Annotated in this window: 20 protein-coding genes and 2 riboswitches; of the genes, 9 read left to right on the top strand and 11 right to left on the bottom strand. The window is 67.3% G+C overall.

From position 1 onward, the window contains the following. Positions 1-65 precede the first annotated feature (65 nt). From N5D30_RS02140 to N5D30_RS02130, 3 genes are all read right to left on the bottom strand, one after another. Positions 66-668 (bottom strand): NlpC/P60 family protein, encoded by a 603-nt coding sequence (locus N5D30_RS02140; RefSeq protein ID WP_279907470.1) that lies wholly within the window; start codon positions 666-668, stop codon positions 66-68. A gap of 70 nt (positions 669-738) precedes the next feature. Then, complete coding sequence (locus N5D30_RS02135; RefSeq protein WP_279907469.1) at positions 739-1,506, bottom strand: NAD-dependent deacylase; 768 nt, start codon at positions 1,504-1,506, stop codon at positions 739-741. 18 nt (positions 1,507-1,524) lie between these two features. Continuing rightward, on the bottom strand, positions 1,525-2,196 hold the full coding sequence (locus N5D30_RS02130; protein WP_279907468.1) for a DNA-3-methyladenine glycosylase I: 672 nt from the start codon (positions 2,194-2,196) through the stop codon (positions 1,525-1,527). Positions 2,197-2,267: 71 nt separating this feature from the next. On the opposite strand from N5D30_RS02130, the gene N5D30_RS02125 reads away from it, so the two are divergent. After that, positions 2,268-2,564: a hypothetical protein gene (locus N5D30_RS02125; RefSeq protein ID WP_220813500.1), complete on the top strand. Its 297-nt coding sequence runs from the start codon at positions 2,268-2,270 to the stop codon at positions 2,562-2,564. Here the strand turns inward: N5D30_RS02125 and cobM are convergent. The 4 genes from cobM to N5D30_RS02105 all read right to left on the bottom strand — a co-directional run bounded on the left by cobM (position 2,533) and on the right by N5D30_RS02105 (position 4,870). After that, entirely contained in the window at positions 2,533-3,300 is a 768-nt protein-coding gene (gene cobM, locus N5D30_RS02120; protein ID WP_279907466.1) for a precorrin-4 C(11)-methyltransferase, read from the bottom strand. The two genes, N5D30_RS02125 and cobM, sit on opposite strands and share 32 nt — an antisense overlap. A gap of 265 nt (positions 3,301-3,565) precedes the next feature. Next, on the bottom strand, positions 3,566-3,952 hold the full coding sequence (locus tag N5D30_RS02115; RefSeq protein WP_279907465.1) for a cobalamin biosynthesis protein: 387 nt from the start codon (positions 3,950-3,952) through the stop codon (positions 3,566-3,568). Between the two features lie 4 nt (positions 3,953-3,956). Beyond that, positions 3,957-4,673, bottom strand: a complete 717-nt coding sequence (locus tag N5D30_RS02110; RefSeq protein ID WP_279907464.1) for a CbtA family protein — start codon at positions 4,671-4,673, stop codon at positions 3,957-3,959. 11 nt (positions 4,674-4,684) lie between these two features. Beyond that, entirely contained in the window at positions 4,685-4,870 is a 186-nt protein-coding gene (locus N5D30_RS02105; protein ID WP_279905833.1) for a CbtB-domain containing protein, read from the bottom strand. Positions 4,871-4,969: 99 nt separating this feature from the next. Then, a riboswitch (cobalamin riboswitch) is annotated at positions 4,970-5,191 on the bottom strand. A gap of 60 nt (positions 5,192-5,251) precedes the next feature. Then, positions 5,252-5,454: riboswitch (cobalamin riboswitch) on the top strand. Positions 5,455-5,549: 95 nt separating this feature from the next. Between N5D30_RS02105 and cobW the strand changes: the two genes are divergently transcribed. Next, positions 5,550-6,599 carry a cobalamin biosynthesis protein CobW gene (gene cobW / locus N5D30_RS02100; protein ID WP_279907462.1) on the top strand — a complete coding sequence of 350 codons (1,050 nt, stop codon included), beginning with the start codon at positions 5,550-5,552 and terminating at the stop codon, positions 6,597-6,599. Positions 6,600-6,742: 143 nt separating this feature from the next. After that, entirely contained in the window at positions 6,743-10,477 is a 3,735-nt protein-coding gene (gene cobN / locus N5D30_RS02095; protein ID WP_279907461.1) for a cobaltochelatase subunit CobN, read from the top strand. A 188-nt stretch (positions 10,478-10,665) separates the two neighbouring features. Here cobN and N5D30_RS02090 read toward each other — a convergent pair whose 3' ends face one another. Beyond that, entirely contained in the window at positions 10,666-11,739 is a 1,074-nt protein-coding gene (locus tag N5D30_RS02090; RefSeq protein ID WP_279907460.1) for a 3-deoxy-7-phosphoheptulonate synthase, read from the bottom strand. A 627-nt stretch (positions 11,740-12,366) separates the two neighbouring features. Between N5D30_RS02090 and N5D30_RS02085 the strand changes: the two genes are divergently transcribed. From N5D30_RS02085 to N5D30_RS02070, 4 genes are all read left to right on the top strand, one after another. Further along, the gene (locus N5D30_RS02085) at positions 12,367-13,368 is read left to right on the top strand and encodes an AAA family ATPase (protein ID WP_279907458.1); all 1,002 of its coding nucleotides are present in this window, start codon (positions 12,367-12,369) and stop codon (positions 13,366-13,368) included. Then, positions 13,350-14,060 (top strand): VWA domain-containing protein, encoded by a 711-nt coding sequence (locus N5D30_RS02080; protein ID WP_279907580.1) that lies wholly within the window; start codon positions 13,350-13,352, stop codon positions 14,058-14,060. Before N5D30_RS02085 ends, N5D30_RS02080 begins: the two co-directional genes overlap by 19 nt. Beyond that, positions 14,057-14,824, top strand: a complete 768-nt coding sequence (cobF, locus tag N5D30_RS02075) for a precorrin-6A synthase (deacetylating) (protein WP_279907457.1) — start codon at positions 14,057-14,059, stop codon at positions 14,822-14,824. Before N5D30_RS02080 ends, cobF begins: the two co-directional genes overlap by 4 nt. Positions 14,825-14,994: 170 nt before the next feature. Beyond that, on the top strand, positions 14,995-16,167 hold the full coding sequence (locus N5D30_RS02070; RefSeq protein WP_279907456.1) for a hydroxymethylglutaryl-CoA reductase: 1,173 nt from the start codon (positions 14,995-14,997) through the stop codon (positions 16,165-16,167). Between the two features lie 54 nt (positions 16,168-16,221). Here N5D30_RS02070 and N5D30_RS02065 read toward each other — a convergent pair whose 3' ends face one another. After that, positions 16,222-16,392: a hypothetical protein gene (locus N5D30_RS02065; protein ID WP_279905825.1), complete on the bottom strand. Its 171-nt coding sequence runs from the start codon at positions 16,390-16,392 to the stop codon at positions 16,222-16,224. Positions 16,393-16,733: 341 nt separating this feature from the next. Here N5D30_RS02065 and N5D30_RS02060 point away from each other — a divergent pair, with 341 nt between their 5' ends. Next, positions 16,734-17,594, top strand: coding sequence for an RNA ligase family protein (locus N5D30_RS02060; RefSeq protein WP_279907455.1), 861 nt, complete (start codon positions 16,734-16,736; stop codon positions 17,592-17,594). Positions 17,595-17,609: 15 nt separating this feature from the next. Continuing rightward, entirely contained in the window at positions 17,610-18,761 is a 1,152-nt protein-coding gene (locus tag N5D30_RS02055; RefSeq protein ID WP_279907454.1) for an AAA family ATPase, read from the top strand. Between the two features lie 187 nt (positions 18,762-18,948). Here the strand turns inward: N5D30_RS02055 and N5D30_RS02050 are convergent, their stop codons facing one another. Together N5D30_RS02050 and N5D30_RS02045 are read right to left on the bottom strand one after the other, a co-directional pair. Beyond that, positions 18,949-19,878: an alpha/beta hydrolase gene (locus tag N5D30_RS02050; protein ID WP_279907453.1), complete on the bottom strand. Its 930-nt coding sequence runs from the start codon at positions 19,876-19,878 to the stop codon at positions 18,949-18,951. 55 nt (positions 19,879-19,933) lie between these two features. Next, entirely contained in the window at positions 19,934-20,848 is a 915-nt protein-coding gene (locus N5D30_RS02045; RefSeq protein WP_279907452.1) for an alpha/beta hydrolase, read from the bottom strand. Positions 20,849-20,920: the final 72 nt, after the last annotated feature.

The raw sequence follows: 20,920 nt of genomic DNA, 5'->3' as shown, positions 1-20,920 counted from the left end.
GGCGTCCTGGCCGGAATGCGCCCTACTCTGCCGGCTCGCCGCCGCGGGCGCAAGGCCCGCGACGCTCAGCGATGCGCTTCGCGCGGCTCCGGCGCCATGGCCAGGACGCGCTTGGCTTCCATGTAGCTGCGGCTCCAGTAGCTGTCGTCCAGGCTGTCTACCCGCACGCCGCCGCTACGGCTGCTGCTGGAATGGATGAACTGGTCGTCGCCCAGGTAGATGCCGGCGTGGCTGACGCGGCCACGGCCACGGTTGTTGAAGAAGATCAGATCACCCGGCTCCAGCTCGCTGCGCGAGACCAGCGGCGCGTCCAGATTGATCAGTTCGCGGGTCGAGCGCGGCAGCTGCATGCCCGCCTCTTCCTTGAACAGGAAGCCGACGAAGCCGCTGCAGTCGAAACCGCTGGTCACCGAGGTGCCGCCCATGCGGTAGCGGGTGCCGACCAGGGACAGGCCATGAGCCAGGATGCTGTCCGCCAGCGAAGGCAGCTCGTAGGCGTTATCGTCCGAGAATTCCACCACCGGCTCTTCGTCGAAGATGAACTCGACGGGTTGCGGCTGGGGCTTGTGAGCCAGATCCATCTGGGGCTGCTGCGGCGCCTGGGTGGCGCAGGCCGCCAGCAGGGCTGAGAGTGCAATGGGCACGAGGGGTGCGAAGCGCTTTAGCATGGGCACGACCGTGTCTGTCTGGGTTTTTGTTGGGGCGCGACTATGCCGCCTATCGAGGCGATTTGCAAATTCAATACCCGGGAATGTGACTCAGTAGTTCCGGCAAAACGTCTGACGCCCTCCCCGCCAGACGCAGGTCCACCCGGCGGCTGATATCGGTCTCCCGGGGATTCACTTCGACGGTGAAACCCCCGTACCTGCTGGCCTGCACCACCGGCTCGACGATGTAGGGGAAGCTCGCGGTAGTCCCCACCGCGATAACCACCTCGAAGCCCTGCCGCACCTGGTCATAAAGCCGACCAATGGCATTCTCGGGCAGCATTTCCTCGAACAGCACCACCGGAGGGCGCAGCACGCCCCCGCAGCGGGCACAGCGCGGCGGGAGCGGCCTCCGCAGGTGTTCGGCCAGCTCGGCGTCCTCCGCCCCGCAGGACTGGCAGAACAGCGGCGCCAGCTCGCCGTGGATCTCGATCAGGCGCTCGGCCGGCGAGCCGGCGGCGCGGTGGTAGCCATCGATGTTCTGGGTCAGCACCCAGCAGCCCGGCTTGCGCCTCTGCAGCTCGGCGATGGCGGCGTGGCCGGCGTTGGGCACGGCGCCGAGGCAGGCCTCGCCGAGCTGGGCCAGGTACTTCCAGCACAGCGCCGGGTCGCGCTGCAGCATCGGCCCTGACAGCGCCGCCTCGATCGGCAGCCCCTCCGCCGTCAGGCCGTTGTACAGGCCGCCCAGGCCGCGGTAGGTCGGCAGCCCGGAATCCGCCGAGAGCCCGGCGCCGGTGATGACCAGGATGCGCTCGGCGCCCTGGATGGCCCGGGCGACGCGGATGATCTCCTCCTGCATGCCTGCCTCCTGGCGCACTCAGTGGTTGACGGTGAAGGACAGCATCATCGACAGCTGGCACAACGGCCGGCCGCTCTGCGCCTGCCACTCGTTGAAGGCGGCCTGCACCGCGGCCAGCTCCTTCTGGCTGGTCGGCGCCTTGTCGATGATTTCCTGGGCCTTGAGCGCGGCGACCATGTCGTTGCTGGGAATGAAGGTGTCCTTGCCGACCATGCGCAGGAAACGCGGCGCCGACAGGCCGCCGAGCTGGTTGCCGTGCTTGGCCAGGTACTTCCACAGGCCGACGATATCGCTCGCCGGCCAGTCGGCGATCAGCGCGCCGAAGCTGCCCTTCTCGTTGCGCACGTCGAGGATGAACTGGGCATTGCGCGGCACGCTCTTGAGCTTGCCCAGGTGGCGGATCAGGCGCGTGTCCTGCATCAGCCGCTCCAGGTGCTCGGCACCCATCAGCACCACCTTCTCCGGGTCGAAGCCGAAGAACACTTCCTCGAACGCCGGCCACTTGGCGTCCACCAGGCTGTGCTTGAGGCCGGCGCGGAATATCCGCAGGGCCATCTGCGACAGGTAGCGGTCGTCGCTCAGTGTGCGCAGTTCGGCCTCTCTCACGGGCTGCGGCAACCTGACCTCCAGGGCGGCGGCCGAGCCGAAGCGGTTGAGGCAGTATTCGTGCAGCCACTGATAGTCGCGCATGGGGGTTCCTCGTCGATCCGATGGCCGCACAGGTTGCCCGCAACCCTCGCCGCCGCGCAATATCGCCAGTCATGGACGATCCGCTCGAAACCTTGTTCCAGCACTGCCAGGCCCTGCTGCGCGGCGATGCCGACACCCTCGCCCGCCTGCGCGAGGCCGGCTTCGCCTGCGCGCCCGGCCACTGGGAGTTCCTGCTGCCGCAGCTGCACCGCTGGCTGGCGCCGCAGTGGGACTACCCGCGCCTGCGCCAGGCGCTCTACGCCAGCGACCTGAACAGCCGTCTCAGAGGGCTGGGCGGCGAGATCGCCATCGCCGACAACCGGGGCAACGTCGACCTCAGTCGCTACTGCCTGCGTCGTCTTTCCTGAACAGGTGACGGGTGGCCTCGGCGTAGAGCGCCGAGCCGGCGAAGTCCGGCGCATCCAGCACCCGGCCGACGAGGATCAGCGCGGTGCGGCGGAAGTCCTTGCCACGCACTTTCTCTTCGATGTCCGCAAGGGTGCCACGCACCCAGTCCTGGTCCGGCCAGCTGGCGCGATGGACCACCGCGACCGGGCAATCGCCGCCATAGTGCGGCAGCAGTTCCTCGACGATGCTCGGCAGGTGGCGCACGCCCAGGTGGATCGCCAGGGTCGCGCGGTGGCTGGCCAGGGCGCCCAGCGCCTCGCCCGCCGGCATCGGCGAACTGTGCCCGTAGCGGGTGAGGATCACCGTCTGCGCCACCTCGGGCAGGGTCAGCTCGGCCTCCAGCAGCGCCGCGCAGGCCGCCGTGGCGGTGACACCGGGGATGATCTCGAAGGGAATGCCCAGCGCCCGCAGTTCGCGGATCTGCTCGCCGATGGCGCCGTACAGCGAGGGATCGCCGGAATGCACCCGGGCCACGTCCTGGCCCCGGGCATGGGCTTCTGCCAGCAGGGCGACGATCTGCTCCAGATGCAGCTCGGCGGTGTTCACCACCCGCTCGGCGCCATGGCCCTGGAGCACGGCCTCCGGCACCAGCGAGCCGGCGTAGAGGATCAGCGGACAGCTGCGGATCAGGCGCTGGCCCTTGACGGTGATCAGCTCCGGATCGCCGGGGCCGGCGCCGATGAAATAGACGGTCATTGAGTTACCCCGATGTCAGAGCCTGCTCGCGACCTTGCGAGCCAGAGATAAGCGAAAACGGCTGAGGAAGAAGAGTTTACAGACGGCAGAGGAGCATTCCGAAGGGCTATGTCCCCGTTACGTATCGGTGGCGCAGTCCTGCGTTCGTAGGCGCGGCTGGGCAGCATTCCGATTGGCCGCGACATTCGCGGATGAATCCGCTCCCACAAGGGGTGCGACAACTCACGTGGACATAGCCGACGCGCAGCAGATCACGAGCAGGCGCTCAGGCGCGGGCGATGGCCAGGGTAGCAGCGGCGCTGCGCTGTTTAGGACAGATCAGGGTGGCGGCGCGACCGGAGCGCTCGCTGGCCGAGGCCAGGGCACTGGCCTCGGCCACGCTGGCGGCGCCGGTCAGCTCGCGGACCTGCTCCGAGCCTTCGCTGATCTGTGGCTCGTGGCAGGCCAGTTGCTCGGCCGTGTGGAAGTCCAGCGGCAGGCCGAGGTCATGTGCCAATTGCACCAGTCCGGCCTCACCGCGCTTGTGCTCGCTGGTGGCCAGACCATCCAGCGCGCCCAGCGGCAGCGCGAGCTGCCGCAGGGTCCGTTCCAGCAGTTCGCGCAACTCGGCCGCCGTGCAGCCGCGACGGCAGCCGAGGCCGGCGATGGTCACCGGCTCAGGCGTCCCGACGGGCGCCACGGCCGAAGAACCAGGCCGCGGCCAGGCCGAGGGCGGCCCAGAACACCGCGTTGGTCAGCAGCGAGGCCAGGATGAACTCGCGCTCCAGGGCGGCCGGCGCCAGGCTCTCGTGCACCTCCGGGTGCGGCGCGCCGATCAGGTGCGGCACGGCCAGCAGCACCAGGCCGACGACGCGCAACGCCCAGTTGCGGCCGAAGGCGATCAGGCCCAGGCCGGCTGCGGTGGCGACGGCGGTGCCGATCCACCAGTACTGGCGCAGCAGCAGGTCGGCGGCGGCGGTGCCCGGCAGCTCCGGCGGCAGGCCGGCGGACGGCGCCAGGCTGAACACGGCGAAGCCGCCCAGGCCCCACAGCAAGCCCTGCCAGGTGCGGTTCGGCGCACGCAGGGTGAACAGGCCGGCCAGCATCAGGGCGAAGCCGACGGCCACCACCAGGTTGCTGAGGCCGGTGGATAGGGTGCGCTGCCAGCCATCCTCGGGCGCCCAGGCTTCCTCGCCATGACTGTGGCCGGCGGCCTCGTCGTGTGCGTGGGCGACGGCCTGCTCGCCGTGGCTGTGCTCGGCCACCGGCTCGGCGGTCTCGAAGGTTTCCGCCTGGAGAATCAGAGGGGTGACCCACAGGCTCTGCAGCAGGGTCAGGACGATGGCGGCCAGCAGGCCGGAGAAGCCCGCGGTCTGGGCGATGCGCTTGATCATGGCGGGCGGTCTCAGTGGCAGGGGAAGGCGGCGCTGTGGCGGGTATCATGGGCGGCGTTGTGCATCGCCTCGATGTGCGAGAAGCCGGCGAAGAAGATCAGCAGCGCGCCGAGCAGGCAGCTGCCGACGGCGATGGTCAGGCGCTTGGACAACGGGAGCGAAACGGAATCGGAGGACGACAGCGTGCGGCTGGACATGATGAGCACCTTCCAGGGGTTGACGGACCGGTAGAAGGAACGCAGCACGAGTACGGCCACGGGGGCCACGAGCCGGCGTACGCCCGCCCACCGCGGGTTGCCAAACTAAGGGATTCAGGCCGGTCTCCGGGCTTGCGACGCCTTTGCAGGAACCGGGTCGGCCTTCCCATGCGCTCGGCACAGTGGCGTGGTTGACCCGTCGATCGCTTACCGTTGCGGGGGCAGCGCCGGACTCGCCTCCCCTGGTCTGGAGAGTGCCCACCGGCTTCCCGTTTCACCTCGCGCACGGCGGCGAGAGGCACCTGAAACAGCCTTTCTAGAACATCACGAAGCTCCACCCAGCGTCAACCGCGCGGTTGACCGCATCCCAGGCACTGCGTAGCCTTGCGCCATTTCCGAGGTTCTTCTTCGCCATCCGAAGAAGCTAAGAGGGAACAGGGTCTTTCAAGCCCTGGCTGCCCCCGCAACTGTGAACGGACGAGACTCCCCGACAGACCACTGCCAACCGGCGGGAAGGTGGGGAAGCGCGGCAACGCTGCCGCACGCCGTAAGCCAGGAGACCTGCCTCGCAAACGTTTCGACAACCGGGCGGGGTGATCCGGTGGTGTTCGGCCCTCGCTCGTCCGCGCGTGCCCCGCCCTGCCCGTCCGTCCATTCCACGACGTCCCCGGGGCTCTCCATGCAATCGCTCGCCAAACTTCCCGTCACCATCGTCACCGGCTTCCTCGGCGCCGGCAAAACCACCCTGCTGCGCCACCTGCTGGCCAACGCCGGCGGCCGCCGCATCGCGGTGATCGTCAACGAATTCGGTGAGTTGGGCATCGACGGCGCCATCCTCAAGCAGTGCGCCATCGGTTGCAGAGAGGAAGAAGCCAACGGCCGCGTCTACGAACTGGCCAACGGCTGCCTGTGCTGCACCGTGCAGGAAGAGTTCTTCCCGGTGATGCGCGAGCTGGTGGCACGCCGCGGCGAGCTGGACCACATCCTGATCGAGACCAGCGGCCTGGCCCTGCCCAAGCCGCTGGTGCAGGCCTTCAACTGGCCGGAAATCCGCACCGCCTGCACCGTCGACGCGGTGATCACCGTGGTCGACAGCCCGGCCGTGGCCGCCGGCACCTTCGCCGCCTTCCCCGAGCAGGTGGACGCCCAGCGCAAGCAGGACCCGAACCTGGACCACGAATCACCACTGCACGAGCTGTTCGCCGATCAGCTCGCCAGCGCCGACCTGGTGGTGTTGAACAAGACCGACCTGCTCGACGCCGACGCCCTGGCCGCCGTGCGCGCCGAGGTGGCCGAGGAGCTGCCGCCATCGGTCAAGGTGATCGAGGCCCAGGGCGGCGACCTGCCGCTGAGCGTGCTGGTCGGCCTCAACTGCGAGACCGAGCTGCACATCGACGCCCGCCGTACCCACCACGACGAGGAAGACGAGGACCACGACCACGACGAGTTCGACTCCTTCGATGTGGTCCTGCCGGAAGCCGAGGAAGCGCGCCTGCTCGCCGCCCTCAAGGACGCCGTGGCCAAGCACGGCATCCTGCGCGTCAAGGGCTTCGCCGCCATCCCCGGCAAGGCCATGCGCCTGCTGGTACAGGGCGTCGGCCAGCGCTTCGACCGCCATTTCGACCGCGCCTGGGGCGCCGACGAAGCGCGGCAGAGTCGCCTGGTGCTGATCGGCCAGGAGTTGGACCGCGCTGCCATCGAGGCGGAGCTGAAGGCGGCGCTGGCGTGAGGAGAGCGAGCCGACTGCGGCTCCCTCACCCCCGGCCCCTCTCCCGAGGGGAGAGGGGAGAAAAGCTGCACCCGGCCCAACTCCCTCTCCTCCTGGGAGAGGGCTGGGGTGAGGCTCTCCCAGGCAACTCGGAGCCCTGACCCATGCACCTCCTGCGCGCCCAGGCCGGCGTCACTCTGCCGGCCGACAGCATCGCCGACCTCGGCCAGACCCCGGCCGAGCTGGTGATCCTCTGCACCGGCGACTCCCACCTGTCGCTGCTGGCCGAGGTAGCGCGCGAACTGCCCGAAGACTTCCCCAGCCTGCGCCTGGCCAGCCCGGCGCAGTTGCCCAATCACGCTTCCGTGGACTTCTACGTTGAGGAAGTGCTTCACCACGCCAAAGTCATCCTGATCTCGGTGCACGGCGGCGTCAGCTACTGGCGCTACGGCATCGAACGCCTAGTCGAGCTGGGCCGGCAAGGCGCCAGGATCATCCTGGTGCCCGGCGATGACAGCCCCGATCCCGAGCTGACCGAACTGAGCAACGTGCCGACCGAGGACAGCCAGCGCCTGTGGCAATACCTGCGCCAGGGCGGCGCGGACAATGCCCGCCACCTGCTGCACTGCATCGCCAGCCGCTGGCTGGATCGCGACTACCCGTGGAGCGAGCCACGCGCCCTGCCGCGCACGCTGATCCATCACCCGCGCCACGGCGAGGCAACCCTCGAACACTGGCGCGCCGACTGGCAGCCGGGCCGGCCGGTGGCGGCGCTGCTGTTCTACCGCGCCCAGGTACAGGCCGGTAACACCGCCTTCGTCGACACCTTCTGCCAGCGCCTGCAGGCCCAGGGCCTCAACCCGCTGCCCATCGCCGTCGCCAGCCTCAAGGAAGCCGAATGCCTGGCCCAGGTCGAGGCCTGGCTGGACGAAACCGACACGTCGGTGATCCTCAATACCACCGGCTTCGCCCAGTCCAACCCGGAGGCACCGCAAGCTCGGCCGTTCCGCCGCGACGTACCGGTGCTGCAGGCGCTCTGCGCCCTGGACAGCGAAGAACAGTGGCAGGCCAGCGCCCAGGGCCTGGGCCCGCGCGACCTGGCCATGCACATTGCCCTGCCCGAGCTGGACGGTCGCCTGATCACGAGGCCGATCAGCTTCAAGGGCGTGGCCGCACGCAGCGAGCGCAGCCAGAGCGACGTGGTGCGCTATCGCCCGCACCTGCCAGGCATGGACTTCGTCGCCGAGCTGGCGCTGCGCTGGACCCGGCTTGCGGCCAAGATCAACGCCGACAAGCGCGTCGCCCTGATCCTGGCCAACTACCCGACCCGCGACGGTCGCATCGGCAACGGCGTCGGCCTGGACACTCCGGCTGCCGCGCTGAATATCCTGCGCGCCCTAGAGCAGCAGGGTTATCCGGTCGAGGGACTACCGCACGACGGCACCGCACTGATCCACCAGTTGCTCGGCGGCGTGACCAACGACCTCGACAACCTCGACCTGCGTCCCTGCGCCCAAAGCCTGGCGCTAGACGACTACCAGCGCTGGTTCGCCAGCCTGCCCGCGGCCAACCAGCGCGCCGTGCTGGAGCGCTGGGGCCCGCCCGAGCAGGACCCGCTGTACCGCAGCGGCCGCTTGATGATCGCCGGCCTGCGCTTCGGCCTGACCTTCGTCGGCATCCAGCCGGCGCGTGGCTACCAGCTGGACGCCGCGGCGGTGTACCACGACCCGGACCTGGTGCCGCCGCACGGCTACCTGGCCTTCTACTGCTGGCTGCGCACGGCGTTCGCCGTCGATGCGCTGATCCATGTCGGCAAGCACGGCAACTTGGAGTGGCTACCAGGCAAGAGCGTCGGCCTGTCCGAGGCCTGCTGGCCGAGCGCGATCCTCGGCCCGCTGCCCAATCTCTACCCCTTTATCGTCAACGACCCCGGCGAAGGCGCCCAGGCCAAGCGCCGCACCCAGGCGGTGATCCTCGACCACCTGATGCCGCCGCTGACCCGCGCCGAGAGCTATGGCCCGCTGCGCGACCTGGAGCGTCTGGCCGACGAGTACTACGAGGCCAGCCAGCTCGACCCGCGCCGCGCTCTGGAGCTGCGCGGTGAGATCCAGCACAAGGTGCGCGAAGCCAGCCTCGACCGCGAGCTGGGCCTGCAGGTCAACGACGATCCGGACAGCTGGCTGCCGCAACTGGACGCCTACCTGTGCGACCTCAAGGAATCGCAGATCCGCGACGGCCTGCACTGCTTCGGCGAATCACCAAGCGGGCGCCTGCGCCGCGACACCCTGCTCTCCTTGGTGCGCATCCCGCGTGGCGATGGTCACGGCCAGCACGCCAGCCTGCTGCGTGCCCTCGCCCAGGACCTTGAGCTGGAGTTCGACCCGCTCGGCGGCGAGCCGGCCGAGCCCTGGAACGGCCCGCGCCCGGATTACCTGCAAGCACTCAGCGATGAGCCCTGGCGCAGCCGTGGTGATACCCGTGAGCGCCTGGAGCTGCTGGCTTTGCAACTGATCGACACAACGGATTTCGAATCCGTTGGATCGGCCAGTAATGCGGTATTGCACGAGCTACACAGACATATCGCCCCAATGCTGGATAGCTGCGGCAGCACCGAAATGAATGGTCTGCTCACCGCCCTGCAGGGCCGTTTCGTGCCGCCAGGGCCGAGCGGCGCACCCAGCCGCGGACGCCTGGACGTGCTGCCCACCGGGCGCAACTTCTATTCGGTGGACGTGCGCCACCTGCCTACCCCCACCGCCTGGCGCATCGGCGTGCAGAGCGCCGAGCGCCTGCTTGAGCGCCACCGGCAGGACGAGGGCGAACACTTGCAACGCCTGGGCCTGTCGGTATGGGGCACGGCGACCATGCGCACCGGCGGCGACGACATCGCCCAGGCCCTGGCCCTGCTCGGCGTGCGCCCGGTGTGGCAGCCCGGCAGCCAGCGGGTCGAGCGCATCGAGGTGCTGCCGTTGGAACAGCTCGGTCGCCCACGGGTGGACGTAACCCTGCGCGTATCCGGCTTCTTCCGCGACGCCTTCGCCAACCTGATCCGCCTGTTCGACCAGGCCGTGCAGGCAGTGGCCGAGTTGGACGAGCCGGAAAACATGAACCCGCTGGCCGCCCGCGTCTGGCAGGAAACCCTGACCCATCAGGACCAGGGCCTGGACCCGGTCGAAGCACGGCGCCAGGCCGGCTGGCGCATCTTCGGCGCCAAGCCGGGGGCCTATGGCGCCGGCATCCAGAATGCGGTGGAAGAACGCCTGTGGCAGACCCGCGCCGACCTGGCCGAGGTCTACCTGAACTGGGGTGGCTACGCCTACGGCCAGGGCGCCGAGGGCCTGCCGGCTCGCGCGCAGTTCGCCGAACGCCTGCAGCAGCTACAGGCGGTGCTGCACAACCAGGACAACCGCGAGCACGACATCCTCGATTCCAACGACTACTACCAGTTCCAGGGCGGCATGCTGGCGGCGGTCGAGACCCTGCGCGGCGCCAAGGCCGCTAGCTATTTCGGCGACAGCAGCCAGCCGGACAACCCGCGTATTCGCACGCTCAAGGAAGAACTGGGCCGCGTGGTGCGCGCCCGCGCGGTGAACCCCAAGTGGATCGCCGGAATGAAACGCCACGGCTACAAGGGCGCCTTCGAGCTGGCCGCCACGGTCGACTACCTGTTCGGCTTCGACGCCACCAGCGAACTGGTCGACGACCACCAGTACGCCCTGCTGGCCGATGCCTACCTGCTGGACAAGGACACCCGCGACTTCATCCAGCAGCACAACCCCGGCGCATTGCAGGACATGCTCGAGCGCCTGCTGGAAGCCCAGCAGCGCGGCCTCTGGCAGCAGCCCGGCGAGTACCGGGCGGCGCTGGAAAACCTGCTGCTGGATGCGGAGGAGTCATGAATGCCACGCCTCCCGTCGTAGGAGCGAGCTCTGCTCGCGAAACTGTTGTGCCGCATCCGTTCGCAAGCAGAGCTCGCTCCTACAGGTATGTAGCCCGGATGCAATCCGGGAACGCGCCCCAAAGCCCGCGCGGGTTTCACCCGCCCTACGCCAGCCTCGCGCCATATCTCCCAGGAGAGAGACGAAGCTCAGAGCCCCGCCCGCAGCCGCTCGGCCGCCTCGCGCAGCATCGCCTCGGTGCCACTCCAACCCAGGCAGCCGTCGGTGATCGACACGCCGTAGCGCAGCTCGGCAGACAGCGGCTGGCAGCCATCCTCCAGATGGCTCTCCAGCATCACCCCGCGCAGGCTGGCGTCGCCGGCCAGGCGCTGGTCGAGCACGTCGCGCAGCACCGCCGGCTGGCGCAGCGGGTCCTTGCCGCTGTTGGCGTGGCTACAGTCGACCATGATGCGCGCGGCGATGCCCTGCTTCTCCAGGCTCGCCCGCGCCACGGCCACGCTGGCCGCATCATGGTTCGGCCCGCCATGGCCGCCGCGCAGCACCAGGTGGGTATCCGGGTTGCCGTCGGTCTCGACCAGTGCCGGGCGGCCCAGGCCATCTACGCCGAAGTGCTGGTGCGGATGCGCCGCCGAGCGCATGGCATCACAGGCAATCGACAGGCTTCCATCGGTACCGTTCTTGAAGCCCACCGGCACATCCAGACCGCTGACCAGCTCGCGGTGCACCTGCGACTCGCTGGTGCGCGCGCCGATGGCGGCCCAGCCCAGCAGGTCGTCGAAGTAGCCAGCCACGAGCGGCTGCAGCAACTCGGTGGCCACCGGCAGGCCGCGTTCGAGCATGGCCAGCATCAGCCGGCGCGACAGCTCCAGGCCGCCGACCATGTCGCCGCTGCCGTCCAGCTGCGGGTCATAGACCAGGCCCTTCCAGCCGATGGTGGTGCGCGGCTTCTCGACGTAGGCACGCATCACCAGCAGCAGCTGGTCGCTCACATCAAAGGCCAGTGCGGCCAGGCGGTCGGCGTATTCGAGGGCGGAAATCGGATCGTGCAGGGAACAGGGGCCGACGACGACCAGCAGGCGCGGGTCGGAGCCATCGAGCACGGCGCGGATGGCCTCGCGCTGGGTCTGTACCTGGCTGGCGAGAGCGGCGGACAGCGGCAGGCGCTGACGCAAATCGGTGGGGCTCGGCAGCGGCGTTGCGCGGCGGCGAGTGGTGGATGGCGGCACGGCTTGTGCGCGCAGAGCGGTAACGGAAGCATTCATGGCGGTGGTCCTCGCCCGGCGTGGCCTCATGCCACGCGCGGCGCGCTATCTGGGTGTTCGGCTGGAATCTCGGTGGTGCGCGGCAGCGCTGCTAAATCGCCAGGCGGAGGTGCGGTAGCTGCGGTAATAAGTGCGGTAGTAAGCGGTCATGTTTCGATCCTCTGTGTGCATCGTGCTGGCCTTGTGGGCCGAAAAAACAAAAACCCCGGTCGGGTGGCCGACCGGGGTTTCGTGAAACTGGCTGGTGGCGACCCTTTGCTCTGGGGCGCCTGTGGGGTATCAGGCGCGCCGCTGGCTAAACCAATACCCATAAAAGAAATAAGCGACGGCCTCGACCTGCGCGCACACGCCAGCCACGCCGACAGCGGCGGAGCGAACGAGACGGTTCAGGGAAGGACGAGACGACATGCTGATCTCCAAAACGATGGTTGCCACGCTAACCGATCGACCCTCCCTCTTTCAACCCTTGGAACCTGCTTACGACCTCCTGGCTGTCGGCCATACGGCGTTAAAAGCGACCTCGGAATGCTCATGTACTGCTTGTACATTGCGCTGCCTCAGCCACTTTTGCCTTGTCTGGCTCTAATCCAGAAGCTCGTAAACAGGTTCACTACTTGAGGTAACGCCATGCAGCCCCACTTCCCCCTGGCCGCCGTGGTGGCCGCCGACGAGCTCAAGCTGGCGCTGTGCCTGGCCGCCATCGACCCGGCCCTGGGCGGCGTGCTGATCGAAGGTCCGCGCGGCATGGCCAAGTCCACCCTGGCGCGCGGCGTGGCCGACCTGCTCGACGGCGGGCGCTTCGTCACCCTGCCGCTGGGCGCCAGCGAGGAACGCATCGTCGGCACCCTCGACCTGGATGCAGCGCTCGGCGAGGGCCGCGTGCGCTTCTCCCCCGGCGTGCTGGCCAATGCCCACGGCGGCGTGCTCTACGTCGACGAGGTCAACCTGCTGCCCGACCACCTGGTGGACCTGCTGCTCGACGTGGCGTCCAGCGGCACCAACCACATCGAGCGCGATGGCCTGTCGCACAGCCACCCTGCGCGCTTCGTGCTGATCGGCACCATGAACCCCGAGGAAGGCGAGCTGCGCCCGCAACTGCTCGACCGTTTCGGCCTCAAGGTACAGCTCGGCGGCATGCCCGAGCCGGCCCAGCGCGCCGAGATCATCCGCCGCCGCCTGGCCTTCGACGACGCACCCGAAGCCTTCCTCGCCCAGTGGCAGACCGAGCAGGACGCCCTGCGCCAGCGCTGCATGGATGCCCGTCAGCGCCTGAGCGCAATCGCGCTGGATGACGCCAGCCTCGACGCCATCGCCCAACGCTGCTTCGCCGCCGCCGTCGACGGCCTGCGCGCCGACCTGGTGTGGCTACGCGGTGCCCGCGCCCATGCTGCCTGGCGCGGCGCCAGCCAGATCGAAGCGCAGGACATCGACGCCCTGGAGCCCTTCGTCCTCGCCCATCGCCGCCGCGAACACACACCGCCCGCCGCTAGCCCGCCGCCAGCACCAAACCAGTCGCAACAGCAGCCAGCGCAACCAGACCAGGGCGAAGGCCAGTGGGGGGCGCTGCCGCCGCAGGCCGTGGCAGTCGGCGAACGGCGCGAGCCACCGAGCTGGCCAAAAAAGCCCTGAGCATCCGCCCGCGCCAGGCCCCAGGCGCGGATGCCTTACCCCGTCCCGGCCAGGCTCAAGGCGGACGCAGCGGCGCTCGCGGCAGCAGCACGCCCACCCGAATCGACTGGCCGGCGACTTTCGCCCACGGCCGCCCGCGCCGCCGCGCCGACCTGCACTGGCACGCCCGCCGCCTGCGCCCGGGCGAGCTGTGGCTGGTGATCGTCGACGCCTCGGCCAGCACCCGCCGCCACGGCGCCCTGGCCCAGGCCAAGGGCCTGCTCGCCGAGCTGTTCGACAGCGCCTACCGCCAGCGCGCGCGCCTGGCCGTGCTCGAAGCCGGCGGCGCACAGCCGCGCTGGCTGTGGCAGGGCCAGAAGGCATCGCCTGAACTGCACGCCTGGCTGCAGCAACTCGGCGCCGGCGGCGGCACACCGATCATCGAGGCGTTGCAACTGGCCACGCCCTGGCTGGCGCGCCGCCAGCGCCACAAGCCGGGCGAGCGCCAGCGCCTGCTGCTGCTCACCGACGGCCGCCTGCGCGACTGGCCGCGGCTTACCGCGCTACCCTGCCCCGGCCTGCTGCTGGACATCGAGCGCGCACCCATCCGCCTCGGCCGCGCCCACCAGCTGGCCAGCGAGCTGGGCGCCGACTACCACCATATCGACGAACTGGCGCCAGCCTCCCGCGCGCCCACATGGAACAGACCATGAAAGAACTGCTGCTGGTCGGCATCGGCGCCGGCGACCCGGACTACATCACCCAGCAGGCGATCAAGGCCCTGCGCCGCAGTGATGTGATCTTCCTGATGGACAAGGGCCCGGCCAAACACAAGCTCAACGCCCTGCGCCGGGAAATCTGTGAACGCTTCCTCGAAGGCCACCACCCACGCTTCGCCGAAGGCCAGCAGCCGGAGCGCGAACGCGACGCCGCCGACTACCGCGCCAGCGTGGACGAACTGAACCGCGACAAGCAGGCGGTGTTCGAGCAGCTGATCGACGAGCAGATGAGCGATGGCGAAGTCGCCGCCTTCATGGTCTGGGGCGACCCCTCGCTGTACGACAGCAGCATCCGCATCATCGAGTCCATCGCCGCCGCACGCAGCGACCTCAGCTATGACGTGATCCCCGGCATCACCAGCCTGCAGGCCCTCACCGCCCGCCACCGCGTACCGCTGAACCAGATCGGCCGCGCCGTGGAAATCACCACCGGCCGCCTGCTCGCCGAGGGCTGGCCCCGGGGCGCGGACAGCGTGGCGGTGATGCTCGATGCCAAGGACACCTACCTACGCTTCGTCGGCCAGAGCCTGCACATCTACTGGGGCGCCTACGTGGGCACAGCGGACGAAATCCTCATCGCCGGCCCGCTGGAAGAGGTGGCCGAACGTATTGCCGCCACCCGCGCGGCGGCGCGGGAGCGCAACGGCTGGATCATGGACAGCTACCTGCTGCGCAAGAACGGATCAGCGGCGGGCTGAGCGAGCCTGACGGGGCAAACATCCGATCTGTCCACACACCATCGCTCGTGGCGCGTTGGATCACCTGATTGGCGCCCTTGGGCGTGCTGGCGAAGGTACACACGGGCACACTCGGGATAACGGACGCCCACCCGGGCAGGCCGACCCATCAGACTCTGCAGGAGAGCACCATGTCCAGAGGCGCCCCGATTCCCCGCGACCCCGCCAACGATTACTCCAACGAGCAGGCCAGCGCACGCCGCGACTTCGTCAAGGAACAGACCGGCGCCTCGCTGGATACGGTCGGCAAATACGCCATCGACCCGGAAGTCACCCGCGGCAACATCGAGAACTTCATCGGCGTGGTGCAGATGCCCCTGGGGCTGGCCGGCCCCTTGCGGATAGAGGGCGAGCACGCGCGCGGCGACTTCTACGTGCCGATGGCCACCACCGAAGGCACCCTTCTGGCCAGCTACAGCCGGGGCATGCGCGCCATCAGCGCGTCAGGTGGAGTGAAGACCACCGTGGTCAAGCACTCCATGCAGCGCGCTCCGGTGTTCCTCTTCGAGAACGCGCTGCAGGCACGCGAATTCGGCGCCTGGCTGGTCAGCGAGTTCGAGACGATCAAGGCGGTGAGCGAAACCACGACCCGCAGCGGCAAGCTGTTCGAGATCGAGCAGTACCCCGTGGCCAACATGCTCTACACCCGCTTCTGCTACACCACCGGCGATGCCGCCGGACAGAACATGACCAGCAAGGCCACCTTCGCCGCCTGCGAATGGATCAAGGCCAACCACCCCTTGCAGCCGCGCTACATCCTCTCCGGCGCCCTCGATACCGACAAGAATCACTCGGCCATGAACATGATCCAGACCCGCGGCAAGCGGGTGATCGCCGAGTTCACCCTCAAGCGCGAAGTGGCCCACGAGCTGCTGCGCGTCGACCCCGCCAACCTCTACCGCTACCGGCAGATCGCCGCCGTGGGCGCCTTCCAGGCCGGCTCGGCGTACAGCGGCGCGCATTCGGCCAACGGGCTGGCGGCGGTGTACATCGCCACCGGGCAGGACGCGGCCAACGTGGCCGAATCCCACGGCGGTATCACCTATGGGCAGTTGCTGGACAACGGCGACTACTACTGGTCGGTGACCCTGCCGGCGGTGATCTGCGCGACCCACGGCGGCGGCACCAGCCTGCCAACCCAGCGCGAATGCCTGGAAATGCTGGGCTGCTACGGCGCCGGCAAGGCCGACAAGCTGGCGGAAATCATCGCGGCGGTGGTGCTGGCCGGCGACGTGTCGCTGACCTCGGCGATCCTGGCCGGCGACTGGGTCAGCAGCCATGAAGCGCTGGGGCGCAATCGCTGAAGTCGTGGGCAGCGTGGGCGGTGTCGCGAGAAGCGCCATACCGCCCATGCGCATTCACGACTCGCCGTCGATCCTGTCGGAGAACCAGTTGACCAGCATGTAGGGAATCACCGAGGGAAAGAAATAAAGCGGATTGCGCTGGTAGATCGCGAAGGCGATGCCGCTCCAGCAGATCAGGGCTGCGCCCCATCTGAATTTGTCCGATAGCTTGAGGGGCTCTTTCATCCGGTCCCGACTCCGTGGTGACCCGCGAACGTACAAGTTACGAAGCAATGCTCACCCTATCCCTGGGCGTTTCCGCAAAGACCGTCACACTTCCAGCGCACGGCAGCTGTCAGCCGCTTTAATCGCGTTGACATCCGACACGCTTCGGATGTTGAATTCGCGCCCTTATTTCCACCCTCTCCTTCAGTGGTGAACGAAGTGCCCCGCGCCAGCCAACTCGCCTGATACCGACGACGGTCCATCGTGCCTGATGGCTGCCCGCACACCCGCGTGGCCGCTTCCCACATTCTGCCCGCCTGAACCTTGTCGTCGGTTTTCCCTATTTCCTATGGAGAAAACCCATGAACATGGATTTCCGCGCGTATGCGCAAAGCCTCGAGCTGCACAAATACCCACGCACTCCGCACCTGGAAAGCTCCCGCCTGCAACCAGGCGACACGGACATCGATCAGGTCCGTTATTCGTCCCTGACTGGTCAGTGGCTGGTCGTCGAAGAAAAGCTGGATGGCGCGAATGCCGGCATTAGCTTCTCGGCCGCCGGTGAACTGCTCCTGCAGTCCCGCGGCCACTACCTGACCGGCGGCGGCCGGGAACGGCAGTTCAACCTCTTCAAGCAATGGGCGGTGGCTCACGAGGGCTGGTTGTTGAGCCGTCTCGAAGATCGATACGTGCTGTTCGGAGAGTGGCTGCACAAGAAGCACTCGGTGTTCTACGACCACCTGCCGCACTTCTTCTGCGAGTTCGACGTCTGGGATCGGGCGCGAGGCGTGTTCCTGTCGACAGCCGCCCGACGCCAGCTTCTACGGGACGGCCCGGTGCTCTCCGTTCCGGTCCTTCATGAAGGGCCGGCGCCGGCGCGGCTCAAGGACCTGCTCGACCTGGTCGGTGATTCCCAAGCGAAGTCGGTGACCTGGCGCTGCGCGTTCGAAGCCACGGTGCAGCGGGAAGGACTGGACCTGGAACGCGCCTGGCGACAGTGCGACAAGTCGACCGTGATGGAAGGCCTGTACCTGAAGCTCGAAGACGAGAACGAAACGACCGGACGCCTCAAATGGGTCCGCAGGGACTTCGTCCAGGCCATCCTGGACGCGGACCAGCACCACGCGAACCAGCCCTTCATCCCGAACCTGCTGGCGGACGGAGTGGACCTCTACTCCCCTCGCCTCTCGAGGGACTGGAACGGCTTGCGGCGTGGCTACTGAGGGAGAACATGAGACATGGACATTCGACAACTGAAAGGCCTGGTACCCGCACCCGGCCAAGGCTTCGACGCGAAGGCGTGCCTGGAGACCATCCCGGCCCTGGCCCGGCTGGCGAGTACGCCCCAGGACCCGTACTACCACGCCGAAGGTGATGTGTGGACGCACACCTGCATGGTGGTCGAGGCGCTGCTCGCCCAGCCGGTCTACCAGCAGGCGACCGATGAACAGCGCTTCGTGCTGTTCATCGCCGCCCTGCTGCACGACATCTCGAAGCCGGACACCACGGTGATCGATACCGAGACCGGCCGCATCGGCCAGCCGGGCCACTCACGTCGCGGCGCCATCGACGCGCGCCTGCTGCTGTGGCGTGCGGGCGCGCCTTTCGCGCTTCGGGAGCAGGTCTGCCGGATCATCTCGGTCCATCAACTCCCGTTCTTCGCGCTTTCGGGCAACCGCAGCGCGCAAAGCCCGGAGTTCATCCTGCACAAGCTGTCGTGGGAACTCCCGGTGTGGATGCTGTGCGCAGTCGCTGAAGCGGACATGCAGGGGCGGTCCTACGAAGGGAAGCAAGGCGTCCTCGACGAGATCGAGCTGTTCCGGGAACTGGCCGCCGAGGAAGGCTGCCTGTACGGGCCACGTGAATTCGTGGACGACTACACCCGGGTCCAGTACTTCCGTGGTGCCCGCGTCCACCCCGACTACGCGCTGCACGAGCCGGAAGGTTCTCGCGTCATCGTGCTGTCCGGCATGCCCGCCAGCGGCAAAAACACCTGGGTGGCCAGGCACCACCCAGACCTGCCGGTGATCTCGTTCGACGACGCACGCGAGGCGCTGGGCCTGCGCCATGGCGAGAACGAAGGGGCGGCCGCCCACTTCGCCATCGACCAGGCGAAGGCACTTCTGCGCGAGAAAAAGCCCTTCGTCTGGAACTCGACGCACCTGTCGGCCCAGATGAGGAAAAAGACCCTCGACCTGCTGTATGCCTACCAGGCGAACGTACAGATCGAGTATCTGGAGATGCCCGAGAAGGAGATCTACCGGCGCAACAACAGCCGGGATACCAGCCTGCGCAACGACGACATCCGGCGAATGCTGTTCAAGTGGGAGGTGCCATTGCCAACCGAAGCGCACCGGGTTCGTTACCACGGCGACCAAGGCGCTTTTTAGGTGGCGATGGGGGCATTCCATCTGGTGGCCGTATGCTGGAAATACGCTGTTAGGGGATGGAGGCTGCCGTCGACGGCAGCCTCACGCGAATGATCGCTTTCGGTCGGAGGCGGCCTGGGAGGTCGTCTACTTTCGGCCAGAGGCGGACACGCAAAGAGCTACTATCCGGCCTGCATGCCCGGTGTGATTAGAGGTGTTCTTTGAAGAACGGCACGATCTGCTCCATGGCCAGCGCTACCGGCTCTGGAAGGTCGTACAGGTCGTAGTGCGACCAACCTTCGGCCACGAAGATCTGCTTGGTTTTCGACGCCGCCCGTCCGTAGATCTCCCAGCCATCGCGATAGGCACCGAAGGCGCCGGGCTTATCACCGATGACCACCAGCAAGGGTTGGGTCAGCAGAGTTTCGGCGTGGGCAAAGGCATCCCAGGCAATGGCCGCGCTGTTGAAGGAGAACAGACCGCTGGTGGCACCATTGGGCTGCTGACCACGCGCTGACTTGTAGTAGTCGGTGGCTTCCAGCACATCGATATCGGTCAGGCCTGCCTGCTTGCCCGCTTCGACCGATTCAGGCAGATAGTTGATGACGTGGCGTGCCGCGCCCTTGGCTTCCGCCGTGCGCTGTTGGGCCATGGCCGTCAATGCACCTACCGGATCGAACTGGGTAAATCCCTCACGCATCAGGCGCCCGAAGTTCACTCCGGTAATCGATGTGAGCGCCTTGATCCGATGGTCGGTGATGGCAGCACTGACGGTATAAGCACCACCCCCACACACACCAATGGCGCCAATGCGGTTCTCATCCACATAGGGCAGCGTCACCAGGTAATCGATGGCGAATCGAATGTCAGAGACGCGAATGGCCGGGTCTTCGATAAAACGTGGCTCACCGCCGCTGGCGCCCTGGAAGCTGGCGTCGAAGGCCAGTACCACGAAGCCGGCCTGTGCTAGCTGACGGGCATAAACGCTCCCCGAGGTCTGCTCCTTGCAGCTGCCAATCGGGTGGGTACTGACGATAGCGGGATAGGTTTTGCTCTGGTCAAAATCCGCTGGCAGGTACAAGTCGGCTGCGCTGTCCCAGCCGAGGTTGCGGTAGGTGATGTGTTGGATGGTGCTCATGCTTCGGACTCCTGATCCCGGCACCGCTGCGCCGGGCATCGACAAGATTGGGGGGTTACAGGCGGCTCTGGAAGAAGTCAGCCAGCACAGAGACGGCTTCATTCACATAGGGCTGCTTGTCGTACAGCGACATGTGGTTGGCCCCCTCGATCAGGTGCATGCTCTTGTCGCTGCTGGCGGCACGCGCCAGGAGGTCATCGCTCATCCATTTGCTACCCGCCTGGGTGCCCGCCACGATCTGCAACGGCTGGGTCAGGAAAGCCTCGGCCTTGTGGTAGGCGTCGTAGGTGATGATCTGCGGCAGGCTGCGCGCAGTCATGAAGCCCGGCGCATTGGGGTGCTGGGCGCGCGGGGTGTGGTAATACTCCCAGGCCTCACGCAGTTCTTCGTTCGGCGCATCTTCTTCGCGCATCGGTGCCAGCGGCAGGGTCGCCAGCTCAGCGCTCTTGGCGTCGCTACTACGTGCCTGAGAACCGTGCTCGATGTACGACAGGGCATCGGCATCCTTGACGGTGTTTTCCCAGCCATTGCGGAACATCTGACCAATGTTGACGGCGCTGACCGTGCCGACAGCCTTGATGCGACGGTCGTTGATCGCCGCATTGGCGGTGTAGCCGGCGCCGGCACAGATGCCCATCGCACCGATACGAGCCCCATCGACGTAAGGCAGCGTGGTCAGGTAGTCGACCACTGCACTGATGTCCTCGCTACGTACATAGGGGTTCTCCAGCTGGCGCGGCACACCGGTGCTCTCGCCTTGGTAGGAGGCATCGAAGGCGATGGCCAGCAATCCCTGTTCAGCCAGCTTCTGCGCATACAGACCGGAAGCCTGCTCCTTCACACCCCCGCCCGGATGAGCGACGACGATGATCGGATACTGTTTGCTGGCATCAAAACCAGCCGGTTGATGGATGACGGCGGCAAGAGTGATGCCTTGGCCGTTGAGGGTGGGGATGCTGACTTTCTGCATGATCTGGGCTCCAGTACTGAGCGTCCGGGTGTCGCTCGATGGAGTTATCCTAGGCCCAGGTTTGTTTTAGAA

It is taken from the genome of Pseudomonas sp. GD03875 (genome assembly GCF_029840585.1).
GTDB lineage: Bacteria > Pseudomonadota > Gammaproteobacteria > Pseudomonadales > Pseudomonadaceae > Aquipseudomonas > Aquipseudomonas paralcaligenes.
The sequence above is the reverse complement of the archived record's forward strand: the minus strand, read 5'-3'. Positions and strand labels throughout refer to the sequence as shown.

Excerpts from the sequence above, each read along its gene's own strand:
- N5D30_RS02070 (WP_279907456.1), top strand. The coding sequence starts at position 14,995 with ATGTCCAGAGGCGCCCCGATTCCCCGCGACCCCGCCAACGATTACTCC.
- cobF (WP_279907457.1), top strand. The coding sequence starts at position 14,057 with ATGAAAGAACTGCTGCTGGTCGGCATCGGCGCCGGCGACCCGGACTAC.
- cobN (WP_279907461.1), top strand. The coding sequence starts at position 6,743 with ATGCACCTCCTGCGCGCCCAGGCCGGCGTCACTCTGCCGGCCGACAGC.
- N5D30_RS02105 (WP_279905833.1), bottom strand. The coding sequence starts at position 4,870 with ATGTCCAGCCGCACGCTGTCGTCCTCCGATTCCGTTTCGCTCCCGTTG.
- N5D30_RS02110 (WP_279907464.1), bottom strand. The coding sequence starts at position 4,673 with ATGATCAAGCGCATCGCCCAGACCGCGGGCTTCTCCGGCCTGCTGGCC.
- N5D30_RS02090 (WP_279907460.1), bottom strand. The coding sequence starts at position 11,739 with ATGAATGCTTCCGTTACCGCTCTGCGCGCACAAGCCGTGCCGCCATCC.
- N5D30_RS02050 (WP_279907453.1), bottom strand. The coding sequence starts at position 19,878 with ATGAGCACCATCCAACACATCACCTACCGCAACCTCGGCTGGGACAGC.
- N5D30_RS02055 (WP_279907454.1), top strand. The coding sequence starts at position 17,610 with ATGGACATTCGACAACTGAAAGGCCTGGTACCCGCACCCGGCCAAGGC.
- N5D30_RS02125 (WP_220813500.1), top strand. The coding sequence starts at position 2,268 with ATGGACGATCCGCTCGAAACCTTGTTCCAGCACTGCCAGGCCCTGCTG.
- cobW (WP_279907462.1), top strand. The coding sequence starts at position 5,550 with ATGCAATCGCTCGCCAAACTTCCCGTCACCATCGTCACCGGCTTCCTC.
- N5D30_RS02140 (WP_279907470.1), bottom strand. The coding sequence starts at position 668 with ATGCTAAAGCGCTTCGCACCCCTCGTGCCCATTGCACTCTCAGCCCTG.
- cobM (WP_279907466.1), bottom strand. The coding sequence starts at position 3,300 with ATGACCGTCTATTTCATCGGCGCCGGCCCCGGCGATCCGGAGCTGATC.
- N5D30_RS02135 (WP_279907469.1), bottom strand. The coding sequence starts at position 1,506 with ATGCAGGAGGAGATCATCCGCGTCGCCCGGGCCATCCAGGGCGCCGAG.
- N5D30_RS02085 (WP_279907458.1), top strand. The coding sequence starts at position 12,367 with ATGCAGCCCCACTTCCCCCTGGCCGCCGTGGTGGCCGCCGACGAGCTC.
- N5D30_RS02045 (WP_279907452.1), bottom strand. The coding sequence starts at position 20,848 with ATGCAGAAAGTCAGCATCCCCACCCTCAACGGCCAAGGCATCACTCTT.
- N5D30_RS02130 (WP_279907468.1), bottom strand. The coding sequence starts at position 2,196 with ATGCGCGACTATCAGTGGCTGCACGAATACTGCCTCAACCGCTTCGGC.
- N5D30_RS02060 (WP_279907455.1), top strand. The coding sequence starts at position 16,734 with ATGAACATGGATTTCCGCGCGTATGCGCAAAGCCTCGAGCTGCACAAA.
- N5D30_RS02065 (WP_279905825.1), bottom strand. The coding sequence starts at position 16,392 with ATGAAAGAGCCCCTCAAGCTATCGGACAAATTCAGATGGGGCGCAGCC.